The organism is Accumulibacter sp. (assembly GCF_023806635.1).
Classification (GTDB): Bacteria; Pseudomonadota; Gammaproteobacteria; order Burkholderiales; family Rhodocyclaceae; genus Accumulibacter.
On record NZ_JAMTDQ010000014.1, the window covers coordinates 1 to 18,485 of the forward strand.

The 18,485-nt window shown below is 68.6% G+C and carries 17 protein-coding genes; 6 read left to right on the forward strand and 11 right to left on the reverse strand.

What is annotated here, in order from left to right:
• Positions 1-53: 53 nt before the first annotated feature.
• Entirely contained in the window at positions 54-377 is a 324-nt protein-coding gene (locus NFW30_RS02710; protein ID WP_295356050.1) for a hypothetical protein, read from the reverse strand.
• Positions 378-700: 323 nt separating this feature from the next.
• On the opposite strand from NFW30_RS02710, the gene NFW30_RS02715 reads away from it, so the two are divergent.
• Positions 701-1,330: an NUDIX domain-containing protein gene (locus NFW30_RS02715; protein WP_295356048.1), complete on the forward strand. Its 630-nt coding sequence runs from the start codon at positions 701-703 to the stop codon at positions 1,328-1,330.
• Between the two features lie 13 nt (positions 1,331-1,343).
• On the opposite strand, the gene NFW30_RS02720 is transcribed toward NFW30_RS02715, so the two are convergent.
• The 9 genes from NFW30_RS02720 to smc all read right to left on the reverse strand — a co-directional run bounded on the left by NFW30_RS02720 (position 1,344) and on the right by smc (position 12,737).
• Positions 1,344-1,835: a low molecular weight protein-tyrosine-phosphatase gene (locus NFW30_RS02720; RefSeq protein ID WP_295356047.1), complete on the reverse strand. Its 492-nt coding sequence runs from the start codon at positions 1,833-1,835 to the stop codon at positions 1,344-1,346.
• An 18-nt stretch (positions 1,836-1,853) separates the two neighbouring features.
• Entirely contained in the window at positions 1,854-2,987 is a 1,134-nt protein-coding gene (locus NFW30_RS02725; RefSeq protein WP_295356046.1) for a hypothetical protein, read from the reverse strand.
• A gap of 4 nt (positions 2,988-2,991) precedes the next feature.
• Positions 2,992-3,930, reverse strand: a complete 939-nt coding sequence (locus NFW30_RS02730) for a hypothetical protein (RefSeq protein WP_295356045.1) — start codon at positions 3,928-3,930, stop codon at positions 2,992-2,994.
• Positions 3,931-4,069: 139 nt separating this feature from the next.
• Positions 4,070-4,591: a peptide deformylase gene (def, locus tag NFW30_RS02735; protein ID WP_295356044.1), complete on the reverse strand. Its 522-nt coding sequence runs from the start codon at positions 4,589-4,591 to the stop codon at positions 4,070-4,072.
• A complete protein-coding gene (locus tag NFW30_RS02740; protein WP_295356043.1) occupies positions 4,584-5,333 on the reverse strand; it encodes an S-methyl-5'-thioinosine phosphorylase in 750 nt (249 codons plus the stop codon). The genes def and NFW30_RS02740 overlap by 8 nt, the downstream gene beginning before the upstream one ends.
• A 1-nt stretch (position 5,334) precedes the next feature.
• Positions 5,335-5,883 (reverse strand): hypoxanthine-guanine phosphoribosyltransferase, encoded by a 549-nt coding sequence (locus NFW30_RS02745; protein WP_295356056.1) that lies wholly within the window; start codon positions 5,881-5,883, stop codon positions 5,335-5,337.
• A gap of 73 nt (positions 5,884-5,956) precedes the next feature.
• A complete protein-coding gene (ligA, locus tag NFW30_RS02750) occupies positions 5,957-7,990 on the reverse strand; it encodes an NAD-dependent DNA ligase LigA (protein ID WP_295356042.1) in 2,034 nt (677 codons plus the stop codon).
• A 20-nt stretch (positions 7,991-8,010) separates the two neighbouring features.
• Entirely contained in the window at positions 8,011-9,222 is a 1,212-nt protein-coding gene (locus NFW30_RS02755) for a cell division protein ZipA C-terminal FtsZ-binding domain-containing protein (RefSeq protein ID WP_295371740.1), read from the reverse strand.
• Between the two features lie 8 nt (positions 9,223-9,230).
• Positions 9,231-12,737 (reverse strand): chromosome segregation protein SMC, encoded by a 3,507-nt coding sequence (gene smc / locus NFW30_RS02760; protein ID WP_295371744.1) that lies wholly within the window; start codon positions 12,735-12,737, stop codon positions 9,231-9,233.
• A gap of 185 nt (positions 12,738-12,922) precedes the next feature.
• Between smc and queF the strand changes: the two genes are divergently transcribed.
• Complete coding sequence (queF, locus tag NFW30_RS02765) at positions 12,923-13,342, forward strand: preQ(1) synthase (protein ID WP_295356039.1); 420 nt, start codon at positions 12,923-12,925, stop codon at positions 13,340-13,342.
• Positions 13,343-13,346: 4 nt separating this feature from the next.
• Positions 13,347-14,066 (forward strand): UPF0149 family protein, encoded by a 720-nt coding sequence (locus tag NFW30_RS02770; protein ID WP_295356038.1) that lies wholly within the window; start codon positions 13,347-13,349, stop codon positions 14,064-14,066.
• A gap of 198 nt (positions 14,067-14,264) precedes the next feature.
• Here the strand turns inward: NFW30_RS02770 and NFW30_RS02775 are convergent, their stop codons facing one another.
• Positions 14,265-15,176 carry an EamA family transporter gene (locus NFW30_RS02775; RefSeq protein ID WP_295356037.1) on the reverse strand — a complete coding sequence of 304 codons (912 nt, stop codon included), beginning with the start codon at positions 15,174-15,176 and terminating at the stop codon, positions 14,265-14,267.
• Between the two features lie 53 nt (positions 15,177-15,229).
• Between NFW30_RS02775 and dapC the strand changes: the two genes are divergently transcribed.
• From dapC to NFW30_RS02790, 3 genes are read left to right on the forward strand one after another with little or no spacing between them, the layout of a single operon-like run.
• Complete coding sequence (dapC, locus tag NFW30_RS02780) at positions 15,230-16,426, forward strand: succinyldiaminopimelate transaminase (RefSeq protein ID WP_295356036.1); 1,197 nt, start codon at positions 15,230-15,232, stop codon at positions 16,424-16,426.
• Between the two features lie 19 nt (positions 16,427-16,445).
• A complete protein-coding gene (gene dapD, locus NFW30_RS02785) occupies positions 16,446-17,267 on the forward strand; it encodes a 2,3,4,5-tetrahydropyridine-2,6-dicarboxylate N-succinyltransferase (protein ID WP_295356035.1) in 822 nt (273 codons plus the stop codon).
• Between the two features lie 35 nt (positions 17,268-17,302).
• Complete coding sequence (locus NFW30_RS02790; RefSeq protein ID WP_295356034.1) at positions 17,303-18,484, forward strand: PilT/PilU family type 4a pilus ATPase; 1,182 nt, start codon at positions 17,303-17,305, stop codon at positions 18,482-18,484.
• The last annotated feature ends 1 nt before the right edge of the window (position 18,485 follow it).

The following is an 18,485-nucleotide window of genomic DNA, read 5'->3' on the forward strand; positions in this document are numbered from 1 at the left end:
GAGAACTGACTCGAAATATCGCATACAACGGTATGAACAATCAACGATATCGCCTAAGGCGTGCGGAACATCTGCGTGCAGCTATCCTCGATCCTGCCCTGAAGCAGGATGATCTGCTTCTTGAACGCAAAGAATGAACCCAGAAGGCAAATGAGCGCCGCCATACAGAACAGGGAGAACTTTCCCGAGGAAGCGTCGCGGCTGCAGAAGGCCATCCAGGCAGAACACACGCCGAAGAAAAGGAGAACGAGAAACGGCCCTCGCAGCCGCAATGCCGGGTTGCCAAGGCCGTCGACCTCCTGACGTCGGTTCAGGACGCCTGTACCGAGCAGGATGAAAGCAAGCAGCGGCGCATAGTTCAACAGATCTTCGAGCATCGTCCACCCCCACGGATGCGGAAGGAAACCGGGCCCGTTCGGAGCGCCGCAGGGGCTGGCCGGGCAATCGCCAGAGCGCACAGGCAGCGCCCGACCACGTACAAGCCCTATCGGAACTCGCCAGGTGACGACCTTCGGCAAGTCCGTTGTCAGACGGTGCCGGATGCATCCGTTCTCCCGGTCCCCGGAGCAACCGAGGAACGCTGGGCGCAACTCTTCTGCACCAGCATAGGGCATGCGCTGCCGCGTTTCAACCGCGCCCACGCCTCGCCGACCGATCGCTGGTTGCGCTAGACTCCGCTCCGTGGAGGAGGGATCGTGGAATGGATGAGCAAGCAGTCGACATCATCGAACGCGAAGTCTGTTACCAGGGTTTCTACCGCCTCGAGCGGCTACGCCTGCGGCACCGGCTGTTCGCTGGCGGCATGGGCCCGCCGATCGTCCGCGAGGTGATCGAGAAGGGCGATGTCGCCGCGGTGTTGCTCTACGATCCGCTGCGCGACGAGGTGGTGATGATCGAACAGTTCCGCATCGGCGCGCGCGACGACGCACGCGGGCCGTGGCTGCTCGAAATCGTCGCCGGCCTGATCGAAGCCGGCGAAACGCCGGCGCAGGTGGCGCGGCGCGAGGCGCGCGAGGAAGCCGGCTGCACGGTGCTCGAGCTGCTGCCGATCAGCAGCTTCTACACCAGCCCGGCGAAGACCTCGCAGCGAACGCATCTCTTCCTCGGCCGGGTGGACAGCTCGCAAGCCGGTGGCATCCACGGCCTGGCGGACGAGGGCGAGGACATCCGCGTCGTCCGCCTGCCGGCGACCGAGGCCTTGCTGCTCGCGGAACAGGGAAAGACCGACTCGGCGTGGCCGCTGCTTGCGCTTTACTGGTTTGCCGGCAAGCGCGAAGCGGTGCGTGCGCGCTGGACGCTCGCCGGCGACGCGCCGCTGGCGTCCGCCTGATCACCCGCCGCTTTCAGCCACCGTCGCGGCGACCGGCGAGATCGGCAAGCAGGCCGCGCACCGCGAGTTCGCAGAGGTCGATCACGCGCTCGAAACCCGATTCGGCGCCATAGTACGGATCGGGAACTTCGGATATGCCGAGGCCGGTGGCGTAGTCGAGGAACAGGCCGAGCTTGCCGCGGCTCTCCGCCGGGCACTGCCGCCGCAAAGCCGACAGGTTGGATTGGTCCATCACCAGGATACGGTCGAAACGCTCGAAATCGGCGTCGATGACTGCCCGCGCCCGCAGGCGCGAGAGGTCGTAACCGCGCCGCGCGGCAACCCGCCGCGCGCGCGGGTCGGGCGCCTCGCCGGCATGATAGTGGCCGTGCGTGCCGGCCGAGTCGAAGTCGAGCTCGCGCCCGAGACCCTGCTGCTGCGCCAGGGTGCGAGCAACCGCTTCGGCGATCGGCGAACGGCAGATGTTGCCCATGCAGACGAAGAGCACCCGACAAAGCTTGGCCACACAATCTCTCCCGATCGACTACTCGATGACGGCTGGTGTCCGCGACGGCAACGGGCGTGGCTGCTGCCGTTCGGGCAACAGCGGGGTCACCCGCAGCCGGCAGTTCCCGAGTTCGCCGCGCTCGGCGGCGAAACGCCCCGCGGCACGACGGCACTCCTCGGCACTCATCTCGACCACCTTGCCGCGCAGGCAGCACCAGCCATCCTCCGGTTGGCAGCGGCGCTGTGCCTCGCGCCGTTCGTCGGCGAAATGGCCGCGACACTGGCTGGCCGTCGTCTCGCTCAGACGGCCGTCCTGGCAACACCAGCCGGAACGGGGCGGCGCCGGGCAGCGCTGCCGCGCATCTTCCTCATCCGGCGAAAAGAAGCCACGGCATTGCGCTGCCGGCATCTGCACCAGCCTGCCGCCGGCGAGACAGCACCAGCCGGCCGGCACCCGCTCGCGGCAACCCGCCTCGGCCTGGCGGCGGTCGAACCAGAACTGCTGCCGCTCGCACTGCTCCGGCAGGCGTTGCTCGAGCCGCCCGCCGACACAGCACCAGCCGGGATAGCGCTCACGCCAGCCGACCGTGGACGCCAGTTCCGCCGCGTCGAGCTGGCGCAGCGGACCGACCTGCCGGCCGCGCCGCCAGGACGCTTCGCCGGCCGCCGGGACGCTCTGCTCGCGCTCGCCGAACATCAGTGCCCGTCCGGCGAGGACGGTGACGATCGTCTCCTTGCGGCTGACGCGGATGTTGACCCGGCTGCCGAGATTGCCGTTGACGTCGGGGGTTGAGAAGCACTGCACATCCTTGTCGATGAACACCTGCCCGATGTCGATCTGGATGTGGATGCAACGCTGCCCACCACGGGTCTCGACGCGAAACGAGAAGCGGGGATCGGTGTTCTCGTCGAGCTGGACGAAGCCGCCGCCGTTGAAGGCGACGAAGGCGCTCGAAGCGGCGCCGGTGGTGACGGTATCGCCCTCGTGTACGCTCGCGCCATCACGCGCCCGTGCGCCGTTGAGGAAGACGTTCGGTCCGGCCACCCGCAGCGTGCCGATCGTCGCTCCGCCAGCATCGCCAGCAGGCAGCGGCGCGCAGGCGGCGCCGACGAGGACCAACAACCAGGCGAGTGCGAAGAGGGGCAGGCGGAACGGTCGGTGCAGCGTCATCGCATCACTCCTTGAACAGCAGCCGGCTGGCGCGCGCGCTGACACCGGCAACATGTGACGCCGGCAGCCAGAGCACCCGGCGCGCGGCCTTGTCCCAGAAGACGAACTCGTCGCCGGTCCTGCGCAACAGGAACAGGTCGCCGCGCACTCCAGCCAGCAGCGGGCTGTCGCTGCTGACGGCAACCAGAGGGTACTCGTTCGGACGCACGAGCACGCCATAGGCCATCGGCAGCAACAGAGTATAGACCACCAGCACCGCCATGAAGGGCAGCGCCAGCCAGAGCCGCCAAGGGGACGCGGCGCCGAGGTACCAGACCGCGACCACCACCAGGGCGACCTCGGCCGCGCCACGCAAGAGCTCGCCGAAGCGGCTCTTGAGCAGCAGGAGATCGGCGCGGTCGGGCGAGGTCAGCCACCGCCGGATCTCGGCCGAGCCGTGGCTTTCACTGCTCACCGGGGTCGCGTAGAGGATGTCGGCTACCGCCAGAACATCGACGAAGGGGTTGAGATGGGTCGTCAGCCGCAACAGGAGCACCAGCACGAGGGCGGCAAAGGCCAGCCTGCGCCATGACCAGGGAAGCTGCTGCAGCAGTTGCGCGCCGCGCAGTGCCAGGCGCTCGGCAAGCCGCCGCAGCGCCTCCCGCCGGCGCGCTGCGAGCCAGCCGACGAGCGCCAGCAGCGGCAGTGCCGCGAGCAGCAGCCAGCCAGCGAAGTAGAGCCAGGGAAAGGCCGGGCTGAGGTAGTCCGCCGTCAGGACGACGAGGAACTTCGCTCCTTCCTGCAGAAAATGGTCCGCATCCTGCGCCACCAGCCCCTGCAGCCCGAGCAGGTTGAGCTGCGCCCGCGCGACCAGGTAGCCGAAGGAATAGAGGACGGCCGCGATGCCGGCGAGCGAGCCCGACAGCCAGCCGAGAAAGAGCGTGATGCCCTTGATCAGGTCCATACGCCGCTCCACGCGCCGTACCGCAGCCGCCTCCCGTGTGCCCCCCGGCCCCTGCCCCGATGGCGCTGCTGCCGCGTCACGGCGCCGTCCATCCGCCGCCGGCGATCCGCCGCCCGGTCATTGCCGCCTGCTCCCGGCCTCAGTCCGCAGGCGCGGCATCGAGCACATCGCTGAAACCGAAGCGGCTGAGGTCACCCATGCGCATCGGGTAGAGGATGCCGTCGAGGTGGTCGCACTCGTGCTGCACGACGCGCGCGTGGAAGCCGCTGACGCTGCGCTCGATCGGCAGCCCGCCGGGATCGAAGCCACGGTAGTGCAGCCGGCTCCAGCGCGGCACCCAGCCGCGCAGGCCGGGAACCGACAGGCAGCCCTCCCAGCCCTCCTCGACATCCGGCGAGAGCGGAGTCAGCACCGGGTTGATCAGCACCGTCCGGGGCACCGGCTCGGCGTTCGGGTAGCGCGGGTTGCGTTCGACGCCGAAGATCACCAGCCGCAGGTCGACACCGATCTGCGGTGCTGCCAGACCGGCGCCGTCGTGGTGGTGCATCGTCTCCTCCATGTCGGCGATCAGTGCGTGCAGTTCGGGTTCGTCGAAGCGTTCGACCGGCCGCGCCTGCCGCAGCAGCCGCGGGTCACCCATGCGGAGCAGCGGCCTAATCATGATCGTCGCCCGCCAGCATCGTTTCGATGAGGCGCCGTACCGGCTCCATCGCCTCTTCGAGTACCTGCCGGATCGTCTCGAGGCTGATTCCCTGGCCGGGCTCGCCGCGACCGGCGGCGTAGTTGGCAACGACGTTGATCGCCGCGTAGGGAACGCCCAGTTCGCGCGCCAGGGCTGCCTCCGGCATGCCGGTCATGCCGACGACGTCGGCACCGTCGCGTTCGAGGCGGTCGATCTCGGCGGCGGTCTCGAGCCGTGGGCCCTGCGTCGCGGCGTAGACGCCGGCATCGTGGACCGGCACCGCCGCCCTGGCCGCGGCGGCGCACAGGCGAAGCCGCAGGTGGCGATCGTAGGGCTCGGTGAAATCGACGTGCTGGACGGCGCTCCCCGGGCCTTCATGGTAGGTCGCCGCGCGGCCCCAGGTGTAGTCGAGGATCTGATGCGGAATCAGCAGGTCGCCGGGCCGCAGGCCGGCACGGATGCCGCCGACGGCGGCCACCGCGACGATGCCGTACGGTTCGCAATCGCGCAATGCCCAGATGTTCGCCCGGTAGTTGAGCTCGTGCGGCGCCACGCTGTGTGCATCGCCATGTCGCGCCAGGAAGACCACCGGCCTGCCGGCGAGGTGGCCGAAGGTGAGCGGCGCCGAGGCCTCGCCGTACGGCGTCGGCGCCGGGCGGCGATGCGAGATCGCAAGGCCGGCAAACTCTGCCAGCCCGCTGCCACCGATGATTGCCAGCATCTCAGTCCTCCCGCATGGCGTAGATGGCCGGCAGGTTGCGCCAAGCGCCGCGGACGTCCATGCCGTAGCCGAAGACGAAACGATCGGGAACGGTCAGGGCGACGAAATCGGCGGTGATCGGTTTCCGCCGCCCGTGCAGTTTATCAGCGACGACGGCCGTGTAGCAGGCGTCGGCACCGTCCTGCAGCAGGCGTTCGTGCATTGCTGCCAGCGTCAGTCCCTCGTCGAGGATGTCGTCGACCAGCAGCACGGTCCGCCCACGCACCGGCATGCCCGGCAGGCGCAGCCAGGCGAGCGCGCCGCCGCTGGTCTCCTGCCCGTAGCGGCTGACATGGATGTAATCGAAGTCGAGCGGAAAGCCGAGTTGCGTCATCAGGTGGCCGGCAAAGGGTACGCCGCCATTCATCACGCAGAGCAGCAGCGGATGGCGCGTGCGCAGTTGCTCGCCGATGGCGCCGGCGACCCGGCTGACCGCTGCGGCGACGCTCTCGGCGGAGTGGATCAGCTCGGCCGCAGCGAGAATGGCCAACGCCTGCCGCGGATGGATCATCGCCCTGCCGGCACCACGGGCGAACGGCGCTGCCGCGCTGCGCACCGGCACCTGCGCGCGAACCGCAAGTGCCTCACCGGTCGGCCTCGGTCTCGCCGAGCAGCGCCAGCATCCGCGCTTCGTCGATGATCGGCACGCCGAGTTCCTGCGCCCGCTGCAGCTTGCTGCCGGCATCGGCGCCGGCAACGACGAAGTCGGTCTTCTTCGACACGGCCGCGCTGACCTTGCCGCCGGCCGCTTCGAGCATCTGCCGCGCGGCGTCGCGACTCAGCGACGGCAGGGTGCCGGTGAGAACGAAGCTGCGGCCGGCGACGGCAGTGGTCGATGCCGCCGGCGCCACCGCCTCGCCCTCGCTCCAGGCGACGCCGGCGGCGCGCAACTGCTCGATGACCTCGCGGTTGTGCGGCTCGCCGAGAAACTGGCGGATCGACTGGGCGACGATCGGGCCGACGTCGACAACCTGCAGCAACTGCGCTTCATCGGCGGCCAGCAGGCGATCGAGGCTGCCGAAATGCCGGGCCAGGTCGCGGGCAGTGGCTTCGCCGACATTGCGGATGCCGAGCGCGTAAATGAAGCGTGCCAGCGTCGTCCCTTTGCTCCGCTTGATTGCCGCCAGCAGGTTGTCCGCCGACTTCTCGGCCATCCGTTCGAGTTGGACCAGTGCCTGCGGGTCGAGCCGATACAGGTCGGCCGGCGTGCGCACGACGTCGTGCTCGACCAGTTGCTCGACCAGCCGCTCGCCGAGACCCTCGATGTCCATCGCGCGGCGTGAGGCGAAGTGCAGCAGCGCCTGCCGGCGTTGCGCCGGACAGTAGAGACCGCCGCTGCAGCGGGCAACCGCCTCGTCCTTTTGGCGCACGACCTGCGAGCCGCAGACCGGGCAACTCGCCGCCATTACGAAGACCGTCGCCGCCGGCGGCCGCTTCTCCGGCAGGACGCGAACGACTTCCGGAATCACGTCGCCGGCGCGGCGAACGACGACGGTGTCGCCGACGCGCACGTCCTTGCGACGGATCTCGTCCTCGTTGTGCAGCGTCGCATTGGTCACCGTCACGCCGCCGACGAAGACCGGCGCCAGCCGTGCCACCGGCGTCAGCGCACCGGTACGTCCGACCTGCAGCGAGATGTCGAGCACCTCGGTGAGCGCTTCCGCGGCCGGGAACTTGTGCGCCAGGGCAAAGCGCGGCGCCCGCGAGACGAAGCCGAGACGTTCCTGTGCCGCCAGGTCATCGACCTTGTACACGACACCGTCGATGTCATACGGCAGCGTCGCGCGGCGACTGCCGATCTCGCGCTGGCAGGCGAGGAGTGCCGCGAGGCCGCTGACCCGGCGGCGCTCGGCGGCAACCGCGAAGCCCCAGCTGGCGAGCCGGTCGAGCAGTTCGCAGTGCGTCGCCGGCAGCCTGCCGGCAGCGACCGCGCCGACGCCATAGGCGACGAAACGCAGCGGTCGCGTCGCGGTGATGCGTGGATCGAGCTGACGCAGGCTGCCGGCAGCGGCATTGCGCGGATTGATGAATTCCTTCTCGCCCTTCCGCCGCTGCTGCTCGTTCATCCGTTCGAAATCGCTGCGCCACATCAGCACCTCGCCGCGCACCTCGAGCAACGCCGGCCAGCCTCTGCCCTGCAGGTGCAGCGGGATGCTGCGCAGGGTGCGCAGGTTGGCCGTCACGTCTTCACCGGTGCTGCCGTCGCCGCGCGTCGCGCCGCGCAGCAGGACACCGCGCTCGTAGCTCAGGCTGACCGCTAGACCGTCGAACTTCGGTTCGGCGACGTAGCTGACCTCGCCCTCGACGGCGAGCCCCTCGCGCACGCGGCGATCGAAGGCCGCCACCTCGTCGTCGCTGAAGGCGTTGTTCAGCGACAGCATCGGTGTCCGGTGCGCCACCGTGGCGAATCCCGTGAGCGGCGCCGCGCCGACCCGCTGCGTCGGCGAGTCGCTGCACAGCAGTTCGGGGTGCTCGGCCTCGAGCGCCTGCAGTTCGCGGAACAGTCGGTCGTACTCGGCGTCGCTGATCAGCGGCGCGTCGAGGACGTAATAGCGATGATCGTGCTCGCCGATTTCGGCGCGCAGGCGACCCGCCCGCTCGCTCGCGCTGATGGACACCGTCGCAGCCGCCCGCGCGCTCAGGACAAGAGCCGCTCCGCCAGCGGCCCGCCAGCCGGCAACTGACGATGCGCCATCGCCAGCTGGTATTGCACCACCTGGCGCCGGATCGGCTCGATCGACGACTCGGAGACCGGTCGCCGGTTGTCGTCGACCAGCTGGCCATGCAGCGAGTCGGCGAAGCGGCGCGCCTGTTCGACCATCTGGCCGAGGACACGGTCGCCGTTGGCGACCCGCGGCACATCGAGCAGGAAGGTAATGGCGTGCGTCGTCAGGCTGCGGATCGATTCGCCGGTGAAGCCCTGCGTCTCCTGGTTGAGCAAGGCGTAGAGCAGCCTGCCGTCCTCGTCCAGGCGGACGAAACGCCCGTCACCGTCGAGCACCATGCCCGCCGACTCGGCCAGGCCGCGCAGCTTTGTACCGGCGAACACCTGCCCCTGGCTGACGACGTTGAGACCGATCTGGATGTCGACGCCGGCACAGAATTCGTCGAGCTGCGCCGCCACCTGCAATGCCGGTTCGCGCAGCGGCAGCTCGACGGCGCCCATCAGTTCACTCGCCAGATCCTGGATCGCGACATGGAAGACCGACAGGTCGGCATCGCGCAGCGGCCCCTTGCGATCGACGAGCTGCAGCCCGACGCGGATGTGCTGGTAGGCCACGTCACCTTCTTCGCTGATCGGCTCCCAGGCATGCGACTCGTCGTTGAAACCGATCCAGTGCAGCGGCTTGCCCAGCCGCGCCAGCACGACCCGTTGCGCATCACGGATGCGGTAGGCGGCAACCGTCTCCGCGAGTTCGATCGCGGCAATGTAGTCGATCGCCGGCGACAACAGGCACAGCGGCGCCGCGGCGATGCGTGCGCGCCGCTCGCCGGCCGGCGCCGCATCCTCGCCGCTGCCTCCCGGCCAGCCGCCGTCGCTGCCCGCGGCCGCCTCCGCCGCGTCGTCCGGCTGGCGCAGCAGCGGTTCCACGCGCTCCTGCCGCGCGCGGCTGCTGTGGCCGGCAGTCGTCGCCGCTGCATCGCCGGCGTCGCCGCCGGAGGAGCCCGCCGGCGCGGCGACAGTACCGCCGGCGCTGCCCGCTTCATCGAGCAGGACGTCTGCCTGGCGCGCACCCAGCAACTGCTCCGCCACTTTGCGATGCTTGTGTTCCTGCCACTTGTTGTAGGCCAGGACGCCCACCACGGCGACGCCACCGAGGCCGATCAAACCCATCTGCAAGTCCGTCATGTCGATTCCTAAACGAGTTGCTCGCGCATCCGCAGCGCTTCTTCCATGTCGACTTCAACGATACGCGAAACGCCGGACTCCTGCATGGTGACGCCGACGAGCTGCTGCGCCATCTCCATCGTGATCTTGTTGTGACTGATGAACAGAAACTGCGTGTTGGCCGACATCCGGCGCACCATGTCGCAGAACCGTTCGGTGTTGGTATCGTCAAGCGGCGCATCGACCTCGTCGAGCAGGCAGAACGGCGCCGGATTGAGTCGAAACATCGAGAATACCAGCGCAATCGCCGTCAACGCCTTTTCGCCGCCGGAAAGCAGCTGAATCGTCGAGTTCTTCTTGCCTGGCGGCTGCGCCATCACCTGCAGGCCGGCATCGAGGATCTCGTCGCCGGTCATGATCAGTCGCGCCTCGCCGCCGCCGAAGAGGGTCGGAAAGAGTTCGCCGAAACTGCGGTTGACGGCGTCGTAGGTGGTCTGCAGCAGCTCCCGGGTCTCGCGGTCGATGCGGCGGATCGCGCTCTCGAGCGTCGCCATCGCCTGCATCAGGTCCTCCGACTGGGCATCGAGATAGCCCTTGCGCTCACGCGCCGCCTGCAACTCATCGAGCGCCGCCAGGTTGACGGCGCCGAGCGCCTCGATCGAGCGCTGCAGGGCGGCGATCGCGTTCTGCAGGCTGGTGGCGCGTGCACCCGCCAGCTCGCAGCGCAACGCCGCCTCGTCCGCCTGGGCCTCGCTGAGCTGCGTCGCGAACTGCTCGCAGGCGAGACTGGCCGCCTGTTCCTTGAGCTTCAGGTCACCGATCCGCTCGCGCAGCGGGTCGAGGCTCTGCTCGACCCTGAGGCGCTGCTCGTCGAGCGCTCGCAGACCGCCGGCAGCCGCTTCGAGCGCGTCGCGCGCCGCTGCCAGGGCATGCTCGCGCGCCACGCGATGCTCCAGCGCCGCCTGCAGCCGCGGCTCGAGATCCTCGGCCTGCAGGGCGCTGGCGGTCTCTGCGCAGCGCGTCAGCTCGTCGCCGATGCGCTCGAGCTGCTGCCACGCCAGTTCGCGGCTGGCGGCGATCTCCTGCAACCGGCCCTGAGCTTCGCGCTGCGCGAACTCGGCCTCGCGCCACGCACGGTCGGCACCGTTGACCCGCTCACGCTCATCGCGCAGCGCACGCTCGGCCTGCTCGAGGTGATGCCGGGCAAGCAGCGTCGCCTCGCGCCGTTCCTCGACCCGCTCGCGCTGCGCCTCGATCGCGTCCTCGGCAAGCAACAGACGCTCGCGCTCGTCCTCTTCCTCGACGGCCATCTCCGCGAGGCTGTCATCGATCTGCGCCTGCCGCTCGCGCAAGCGCTCCTGCGCCTGCGCCAGCTTCAGCGCCTCGACCTGGATCGCGTGCGCCCGGTCCTGCAGCACGCCGAGATCGTTGCGTGCATCGTGCAACGCGTGCTGCGCTTCGACGAGCGCCTGCTCGACGGCCGCCAGCGCCACCTGCGCCCGCCCGACGTGTCCCTCGTGCTCGGCGATGGCGCCCGCCAGCTGGTCGATTTCGCGCTGCCGCTCGAGCAACCCGTGCGCCGCGCTGTCAGCGGCGAACAGGGTCACGCTCTGCCTGCGGACGATGTCGCCGCCCGGCGTCACGCAACACGCATTCGCCGACAGCCGGGCGCGGGCGGCCAGGGCGCTCGCCAGATCGGCTGCCGTCAGCACCTCGCCAAGCCAATCGCCGAGGATCGACGCCAGCGCCGCGTCGGCGCAGCGGATGCGGGCCAGCAGCCGGTCGGCAGCCACCTCAGCCGGTGGCGTAGCGGCCGGCAGGGGCAGCATGAAGGTCTGCCTGCCGCCCGGTCGATCCCTGCTCCACGCCGGATCGGCGCGCTCGGCAGGCAGCGCCGACAGCCGCTCGCGCAAGACCGCCTCGACCGCGTCCTCCCAGCCGGACTCGACCTGCAGCGACCGCCACAGCGGCTGGCCGTGCTGCAGTCCGTGCCGGCGCAGCCATTCATCCAGCTTGCCGTTGGTCTGCAGGCGCTGCTGCAGTTGTTGCAGCGCGCTGCGGCGGGCACTCGCCTCGGCGCGCTCCTTCTGCGCCTGCTGCACTTCGCCAAGCACCTGCCGCCGCTGCTGCTCGAGGCGCGGCTGCTGCTGCTGTCGCTGCTGCACGAAGGCCTGTGCCTCGCCGATGCGCAGACGCAAGCCGGCCAGTTCGTCCTGCTTGTCGGCAACCGACCCGTCGTCCGGCAGCGGCATCGCCCGCCGCTCCAGCGCCAGGCGCTCGCGCCGGCCGGCGATGATCTGCAGCGAGCGCTGCGCATGCCCGCGGTTGGCCTCCTCGACGTGCAGGTTCTGCTCGACCTGCGCCAGCGCCGCGCGCTGGCGGTTGAGCTCGTCGAGCGCAGCAGCCTGCCGGCCCTCGGCCAGTGGCAGGCTTTCGTGGCACGCAGCAAGGCGCTGCCGCCCCTGCTCGACACGCTCGTCGGCCGCGACCAGGAGCTGCTGCCAGCGTTCGCCGTCGCTCGCCAGCTTCGCCGCCTGCCCCTGCCAGTGCGTCCGGTCATCGGCAAGCTGCGCGAGGCGCGTCTCGTACTCGCGCCGCGATTCACGCCGGTGACGGATCTCGGCTTCCAGACGCGCCACCTCGGCGTTGGCGGCAAACAGCTCGGCCTGCATCGCATGGACGCCATCGCTGGCGCTGAAGTGCCCCTCGCGCGCCTCCTCGAGACGCGCCTCGAGTTCGCGCAGCGAGCCGTTCTGCGCGTCGAGATCGAGCGCCGCCCGCGCCACCTCGCCCGCCAGCCGCTCACATTCGAGCTGCGCCTCGTTGCGCCGCAACAGCCACAGCAATTGCTGCTTGCGCGTCAGTTCGTCGCTGTACTCGCGATACTGGCGGGCGACAGCGGCCTGCGCTTCGAGCCGCTCCATCTGGTTGCCGAGCTCGGCGCGGATGTCCTCGACGCGCGCCAGGTTCTCGCGCGTGTCGGCGAGCCGGTGCTCGGTCTCCTTGCGCCGTTCCTTGTAGCGCGTGACGCCCGCCGCTTCTTCCAGGAACACCCGCAACTCGTCGGGCTTCGCCTCGATGATGCGCGAGATCGTGCCCTGGCCAATGATCGCGTAGGCCCGCGGGCCGAGACCGGTGCCGAGGAACAGGTCGGTCACGTCCTTGCGCCGTACGTGCAGGTTGTTGATGTAGTACTCGGACTGGCCGTTGCGCGTCAGCAGGCGCTTGACCGAGAGTTCGGCATACTGCGACCACTGGCCGGCGAGGCGCCCGAGCGAATTGTCGAAGACCAGTTCGACGGCAGCGCGCGACACCGGCTTGCGCGTGCTCGAGCCGCTGAAGATCACGTCCTGCATCGATTCACCACGCAGCTCGGAGGCCTTCGACTCGCCGAGCACCCAGCGCACCGAATCGATCACGTTCGACTTGCCGCAGCCGTTCGGTCCGACGACGCCGACCAACTGCCCGGGCAGCGCCAGCGTCGTCGGATCGACGAAGGACTTGAAGCCGGCAAGTTTCAGTCTGGTGAGGCGCATGAACTGGCGCGCGCCGAAGACGGACACGCGAAAAGGGGTGACCAGGGGTTGGCTGTCGCGCTGGAATCCACCGGCACGACGCCTGTGGGCCAGGCACAACCGATCGGCGAAACGCCATGATGGGTGTCTATGATAGCATCCCGAGCGCCCCAGTCACCCGATCACCGCGAGCAGCCACACGAACCATGAACGAACAGCCGGCACCCGTGCTTGCCACCTTCCCCAATCCGGCGCCAGAGCGGGATTACCACATCCACATGGAGATCCCCGAATTCACCTGTCTGTGCCCGAAAACCGGACAGCCCGACTTCGCCACGCTGCTGCTCGACTACATCCCGGACCGCAGCTGTCTCGAGCTGAAAAGCCTGAAGCTCTTCATCTGGTCGTTTCGCGATAGCGGCTGCTTTCATGAGGATGTCACCAACCGCATCCTCGACCAGCTGGCCGACGCCACCGAGCCACGCTACATGCGGCTGACCGCGCGCTTCTACGTCCGCGGCGGCATCTTCACGACGGTCGTCGCCGAACGGCGCATGCCCGGCTGGACACCGGCGCCCGCGGTGCATCTTGCCGACTTCCCCAGCCAGTCGAACACACGGAACTGAAACCATGAGCATCCAGGCGCAACTACCCGACCACCAGTTGCTGCGACTCGAGGAACTGCTCGCCGATCCGGCGCTGCCCGAGGCGATGCGCCTCGACGAGTGCCAGGGCTACCTCTGCGCCGCTCTCGCGGGCCCACAGCCGATCCCCGCGGCGCAGTGGCTCGAGGAGCTCCTCGGCTGCCCGGAAGAAAGCGGTGGCGAGGCCCGGCGCGAGGCCGCCGCGCTGCTGCGCCTGCTGGCAGAGCGCCTCGAAGCCGAACTGGCGAGCAGCCAGCCACCGCTCCTGCTGCTCTACCCCGCCGACGACGACGAGGACGCGCCGAATGATTACGGCCCCTGGTGCGAGGGCTACCTCATGGGAGTCGAGGCGGCGGCGGAGGACTGGTTCGAGTTCCTCGGTGCGGATGATGACGAGCAGGATGCCGGCGGCGAGCTCGACTACCTCGACGAAAACCTTTTCCCCCTCTACGTGCTCACTGGCGACGCCGAAGCGGCCGCCCGCGCGGCCGGCGATGAATGGCCATCCGGCGAGGAACTCGAGCGCATTCGCCAGGAGTGCGAAGAAGACCTGCCGCAAGCGGTGAGCAACATCTACCGTTTCTGGCGGGCGCAACGGGGCGTCGGCACCATCCGCCGGCAAGGCCCGAAGGTTGGACGCAACGACCCCTGCCCCTGCGGCAGCGGCCGCAAGTACAAGCGCTGCTGCGGCGCCAACGCGAGCTGAGAGGTTGTGAAGAGATCGCCGCGAGCAGGCCGAGATGCAGGGCGCGAGCGAGTGGACGACGGGACCTGTCGGATCGATGGGCGAGGAGCAAGCGACTGGGCAACGACGCAGATGGGTCGCGCAGCGGATCCATTCGCAACCTCCGAGGGGCTGTGGCGCTGCCGGCCAGAACCGCCAACCTCACCGGCCGCCGGCGCTTCAGGCCGGCGAAGTACCCGCGCGACGCGCCGATAGCAGGCTGGCGGAAATGATGATGGCGCCACCAAGCCACTCGTGCGGCACGAGTGCCTCGTCCGCCAGTAGCCACGCGGCGAGCGCAGCGACCGCGAGTTCGCTCAGCATGATGACGATGGCGCGATTGGCAGCCACTCTCGCCAGGCCGAACTGGACGACGAGGTTCGCCAGCAGCAGGACGCCACCGAGCAGCGCGAGCAGCGACCAGAGCGCCGGCTCGCGCGGCAGCCGCCAGCTGCCGGCTCCTGCGAGCAGGAGCAGCAGGCCCGTTGCGACGACCCCGGCGAAGGCGGCCAGTACCTTGCTCTCGCTGCTGAGGTCGCGCGCGCGGCGCGAGAGCACATTGAACAGGGCAAAGGCGAGACCGGCCAGCAGGCCGAGCCAGTCGGCGAGATCCTGCGGCAGCGGCAGACCGATCCGGGGTTGCCAGAGCATGATCGCTGCGCCGGTGAGCGACAGGCCGATGACCAGCGCCCCGCCCGCGTCCAGGCGCTCGTCGAGCAGCAGGCGTGCGAACAGCACGGTCCATAGCGGCGCCAGATAGAAGAGCAGCAGGACGCGCATCACCTCGCCGTCCAGCGTCGCCAGGACGTAGCCCAGATTGCAGGCGGCTGCCGCCAGGGCGAGCCAGAGCAGCGTCCACGCGGCACCGCCGCGCTGCCAGCGGGGACGCCAGCACAGCCAGCCGAGGGCGAAGGCGAACGCATAGCTCGCGGTCGACGCGAGAATCCCATCGACCCCGCCGTCGCGCAGGACCCGGTAGGGGTACCAGATCAGGCCCCAGATCAGCGCGCCACCGAGCAGCGCGACAACGGCCGTCCGGCGCTCCACCGCCACAGCACCGGCTGTCGCCGTCTGCCTGCCGCTTCCTTTCACGCTTGCTCGATGCCCCTTATAATCAGGCGCTCCGCCACCACCCGTGCAGGCCAGTGAATCCGCACCTCAGCAGACTGCAGCCCTACCCTTTCGAGAAACTGCGCCAGCTTCTCGCCGGCATCACACCGCCGGCGCATCTGCGCGAGATCAGGCTGTCGATCGGCGAACCGCAACATCCGACGCCGGCTTTCATCCGCGAGGTCTTGACCGCCGCGCTTGGCGGGCTGGCGAATTATCCTACCACGCTCGGCAGCAGCGACCTGCGCCGCAGCATCGCCACCTGGCTCGAGCGTCGCTACGGGCTCGCCGGCATCGATCCTGAAAGCGGCGTCATCCCGGTGAACGGCTCGCGCGAAGCCCTGTTCGCGTTTGCCCAGACGGTTGTCGACCCATCCCGCGGCTACACGCCGCTGGTGGTCAGCCCGAACCCCTTCTACCAGATCTATGAGGGCGCAGCGATCCTCGCCGGCGCCGAGCCGCGCTTCCTCGACACGCTGCCCGAGAACGACTTCGCCTTCGACTTCGCCGCCCTGAGCGAGGCCGAATGGCAGCGCGTGCAACTCTTCTTCGTCTGCTCGCCCGGCAACCCCACCGGCAAGGTGCTGACGCTCGAGGACTGGCGCCGCCTGTTCGCCCTCGCCGACCGGCACGGCTTCGTCATCGCCGCCGACGAGTGCTACTCGGAGATCTACCCGGATGAGGAGGCGCCACCGCTCGGCTGCCTGCAGGCAGCGCACCAGCTCGGCCGTGGCTGCGAGCGGCTGGTGATGTTCTCCAGCCTGTCGAAGCGGTCGAACGTTCCCGGCATGCGATCGGGTTTCGTCGCCGGCGATCCAGCGATCCTGCGGTCCTTCCTCCTCTACCGCACCTACCACGGCAGCGCGATGAATCCGGCGATCCAGGCGGCGAGCGTCGCTGCCTGGAACGACGAGGAGCACGTGCGCGGGAACCGCCGCCAGTACGGCGCGAAGTTCGCCGCGGTGACGCCGCTGCTGGCCGAGGTCCTGCCGGGCACGACGCCGCCCGACGCCGCTTTCTATCTCTGGGTGCGAACACCCGGCAGCGACACCGACTTCGCCCGCCAGCTCTACGCCGACTATAATGTGCTGCTGCTGCCGGGCAGCTACCTGGCACGTACCGTCCAGGGCAGCAACCCTGGCGCAGGCTTCGTCCGCATCGCACTGGTTGCGCCGCTCGCCGATTGCATCGAGGCTGCCGAGCGCATCCGCTCGTTCATTTCAGGATCATAGGAAAGTCAGGAAGGCAGACATGCAGGACATCCAGCAGATCATCGAAGAGGCGTGGGACAACCGCAACGCGCTGCAGCCCGATGCGGCTCCGGTCGCCATCACGCAGGCCGTTGCCGCGGCCATCGATCAGCTCGATGCGGGCAGCCTGCGCGTCGCCGAGAAGCGCGACGGCCAGTGGGTCACCCACCAGTGGCTGAAGAAGGCGGTGCTGCTGTCCTTTCGCCTGCAGGACAACCGCCTGCTCGACGGCGGCGCGATGCGTTATTACGACAAGGTGGCGAACAAATTCGCCGACTACGACGGCGAGCGCTTCGCGCGCGGCGGTTTCCGGGTGGTGCCGCCTGCCGCTGCCCGGCGCGGATCCTTCATCGGCCGCAACGTCGTGCTGATGCCGTCGTACGTCAATATCGGCGCCTACGTCGATGAGGGGACGATGGTCGACACCTGGGCGACGGTCGGCTCCTGCGCACAGATCGGCCGCAACGTCCATCTCTCGGGCGGCGTCGGCATCGGCGGCGTGCTCGAGCCGCTGCAGGCCAACCCGACGATCATCGAGGACGACTGCTTCATCGGCGCGCGCTCGGAAGTCGTCGAGGGAGTGATCATCGGCGAGGGTTCGGTCATTTCGATGGGGGTCTACATCGGCCAGTCGACGCGGATTTTCGACCGCGAGACCGGCAGCATCAGCTATGGCTCGGTGCCGCCCGGATCGGTCGTCGTCTCCGGCAACCTGCCGGCGGCCGACGGCAGCTACAGCCTCTACTGCGCGGTGATCGTCAAGAAGGTGGATGCCCGCACGCGCGCCAAGACCAGCATCAACGAACTGCTGCGCGGCGACTGAAGCGATCCCGGAAGCCCCCAGGCAACGGCTGGCAGATGATCCTCGACAAACTTTTCAACGCGATGGCCGAGCGCCAGGCGTCGGACATCTTCATCTGTGCCGGCGCGCCGATCCACATCAAGATCCAGGGCACGACCATCCCGATCAACCAGCAGATCATGGAACCGGCGATGATCGACAAGATCGCCGCCGAACTCCTCAATCCGCAGCAGGTCGAGAGCTTCGAGAAGACCAAGGAGATGAACCTCTCCTTCGGCGTCGCCAAGCTCGGCAACTTCCGCATCAACCTGTTCCGCCAGCGCAGTTCCATCTCGATCGTCATCCGCTACGTGATGGGCAACATCCCGACGCTGGAATCGCTGGCGCTGCCAGCGGTGCTCGCCGACCTGGTGATGGAGCGGCGCGGCTTGATCCTGATCGTCGGCTCGACCGGGTCCGGGAAGTCCACTACCCTGGCGTCGATGCTCGACTACCGGAACAGCAACTGCACCGGGCATATCCTGACCATCGAGGATCCGATCGAGTACCTCTTCCGGCACAAGAAGTCGATCGTCAACCAGCGCGAGATCGGCATGGACACCCTGGGCTGGGAGAACGCGCTGAAGAACGCGATGCGACAGGCTCCCGACTGCATCCTGATCGGCGAGATCCGGGACCGCGAAACGATGCAGGCGGCGATCGCCTATGCCCAGACGGGCCACCTCTGCCTCGGCACGCTGCACGCCAACAACAGCTACCATGCGCTGAACCGGGTGATCAACTTCTTCCCGATCGACACCCGCTCGACGCTCTACATGGACCTCTCGGTCACCTTGAAGGCGATCGTCTCGCAACGGCTGGTGAAGAAGAAGGATGGCATGCTGATCCCTGCCGTCGAGGTCCTGCTCAACAGCTACCACGTCCAGGAGCTGATCGAGGCGGGCGACATCACGGCGCTCAAGGATGCGATGGAGCAGAGCCTCGCACCCGGTTCGCGAACCTTCGAGCAGGACCTGTTCCGGCTGTATCGCTCGGAGGTGATCACGCTGCAGGAGGCACTGCAGAACGCCGACTCGCCGACCAACCTCTCGTGGCTGATCAACAACCACGAGTCCGCCGGCAACATCGCGATGGACGAGAAGCCCCGCGAACCCACTTTCGATCCTTCGCTGACCAACCCCGGCAGCCCGTCGTACAAGGAGTTCTCCCTCAGCCTTGACGACGCCGACAGCGGCTGAG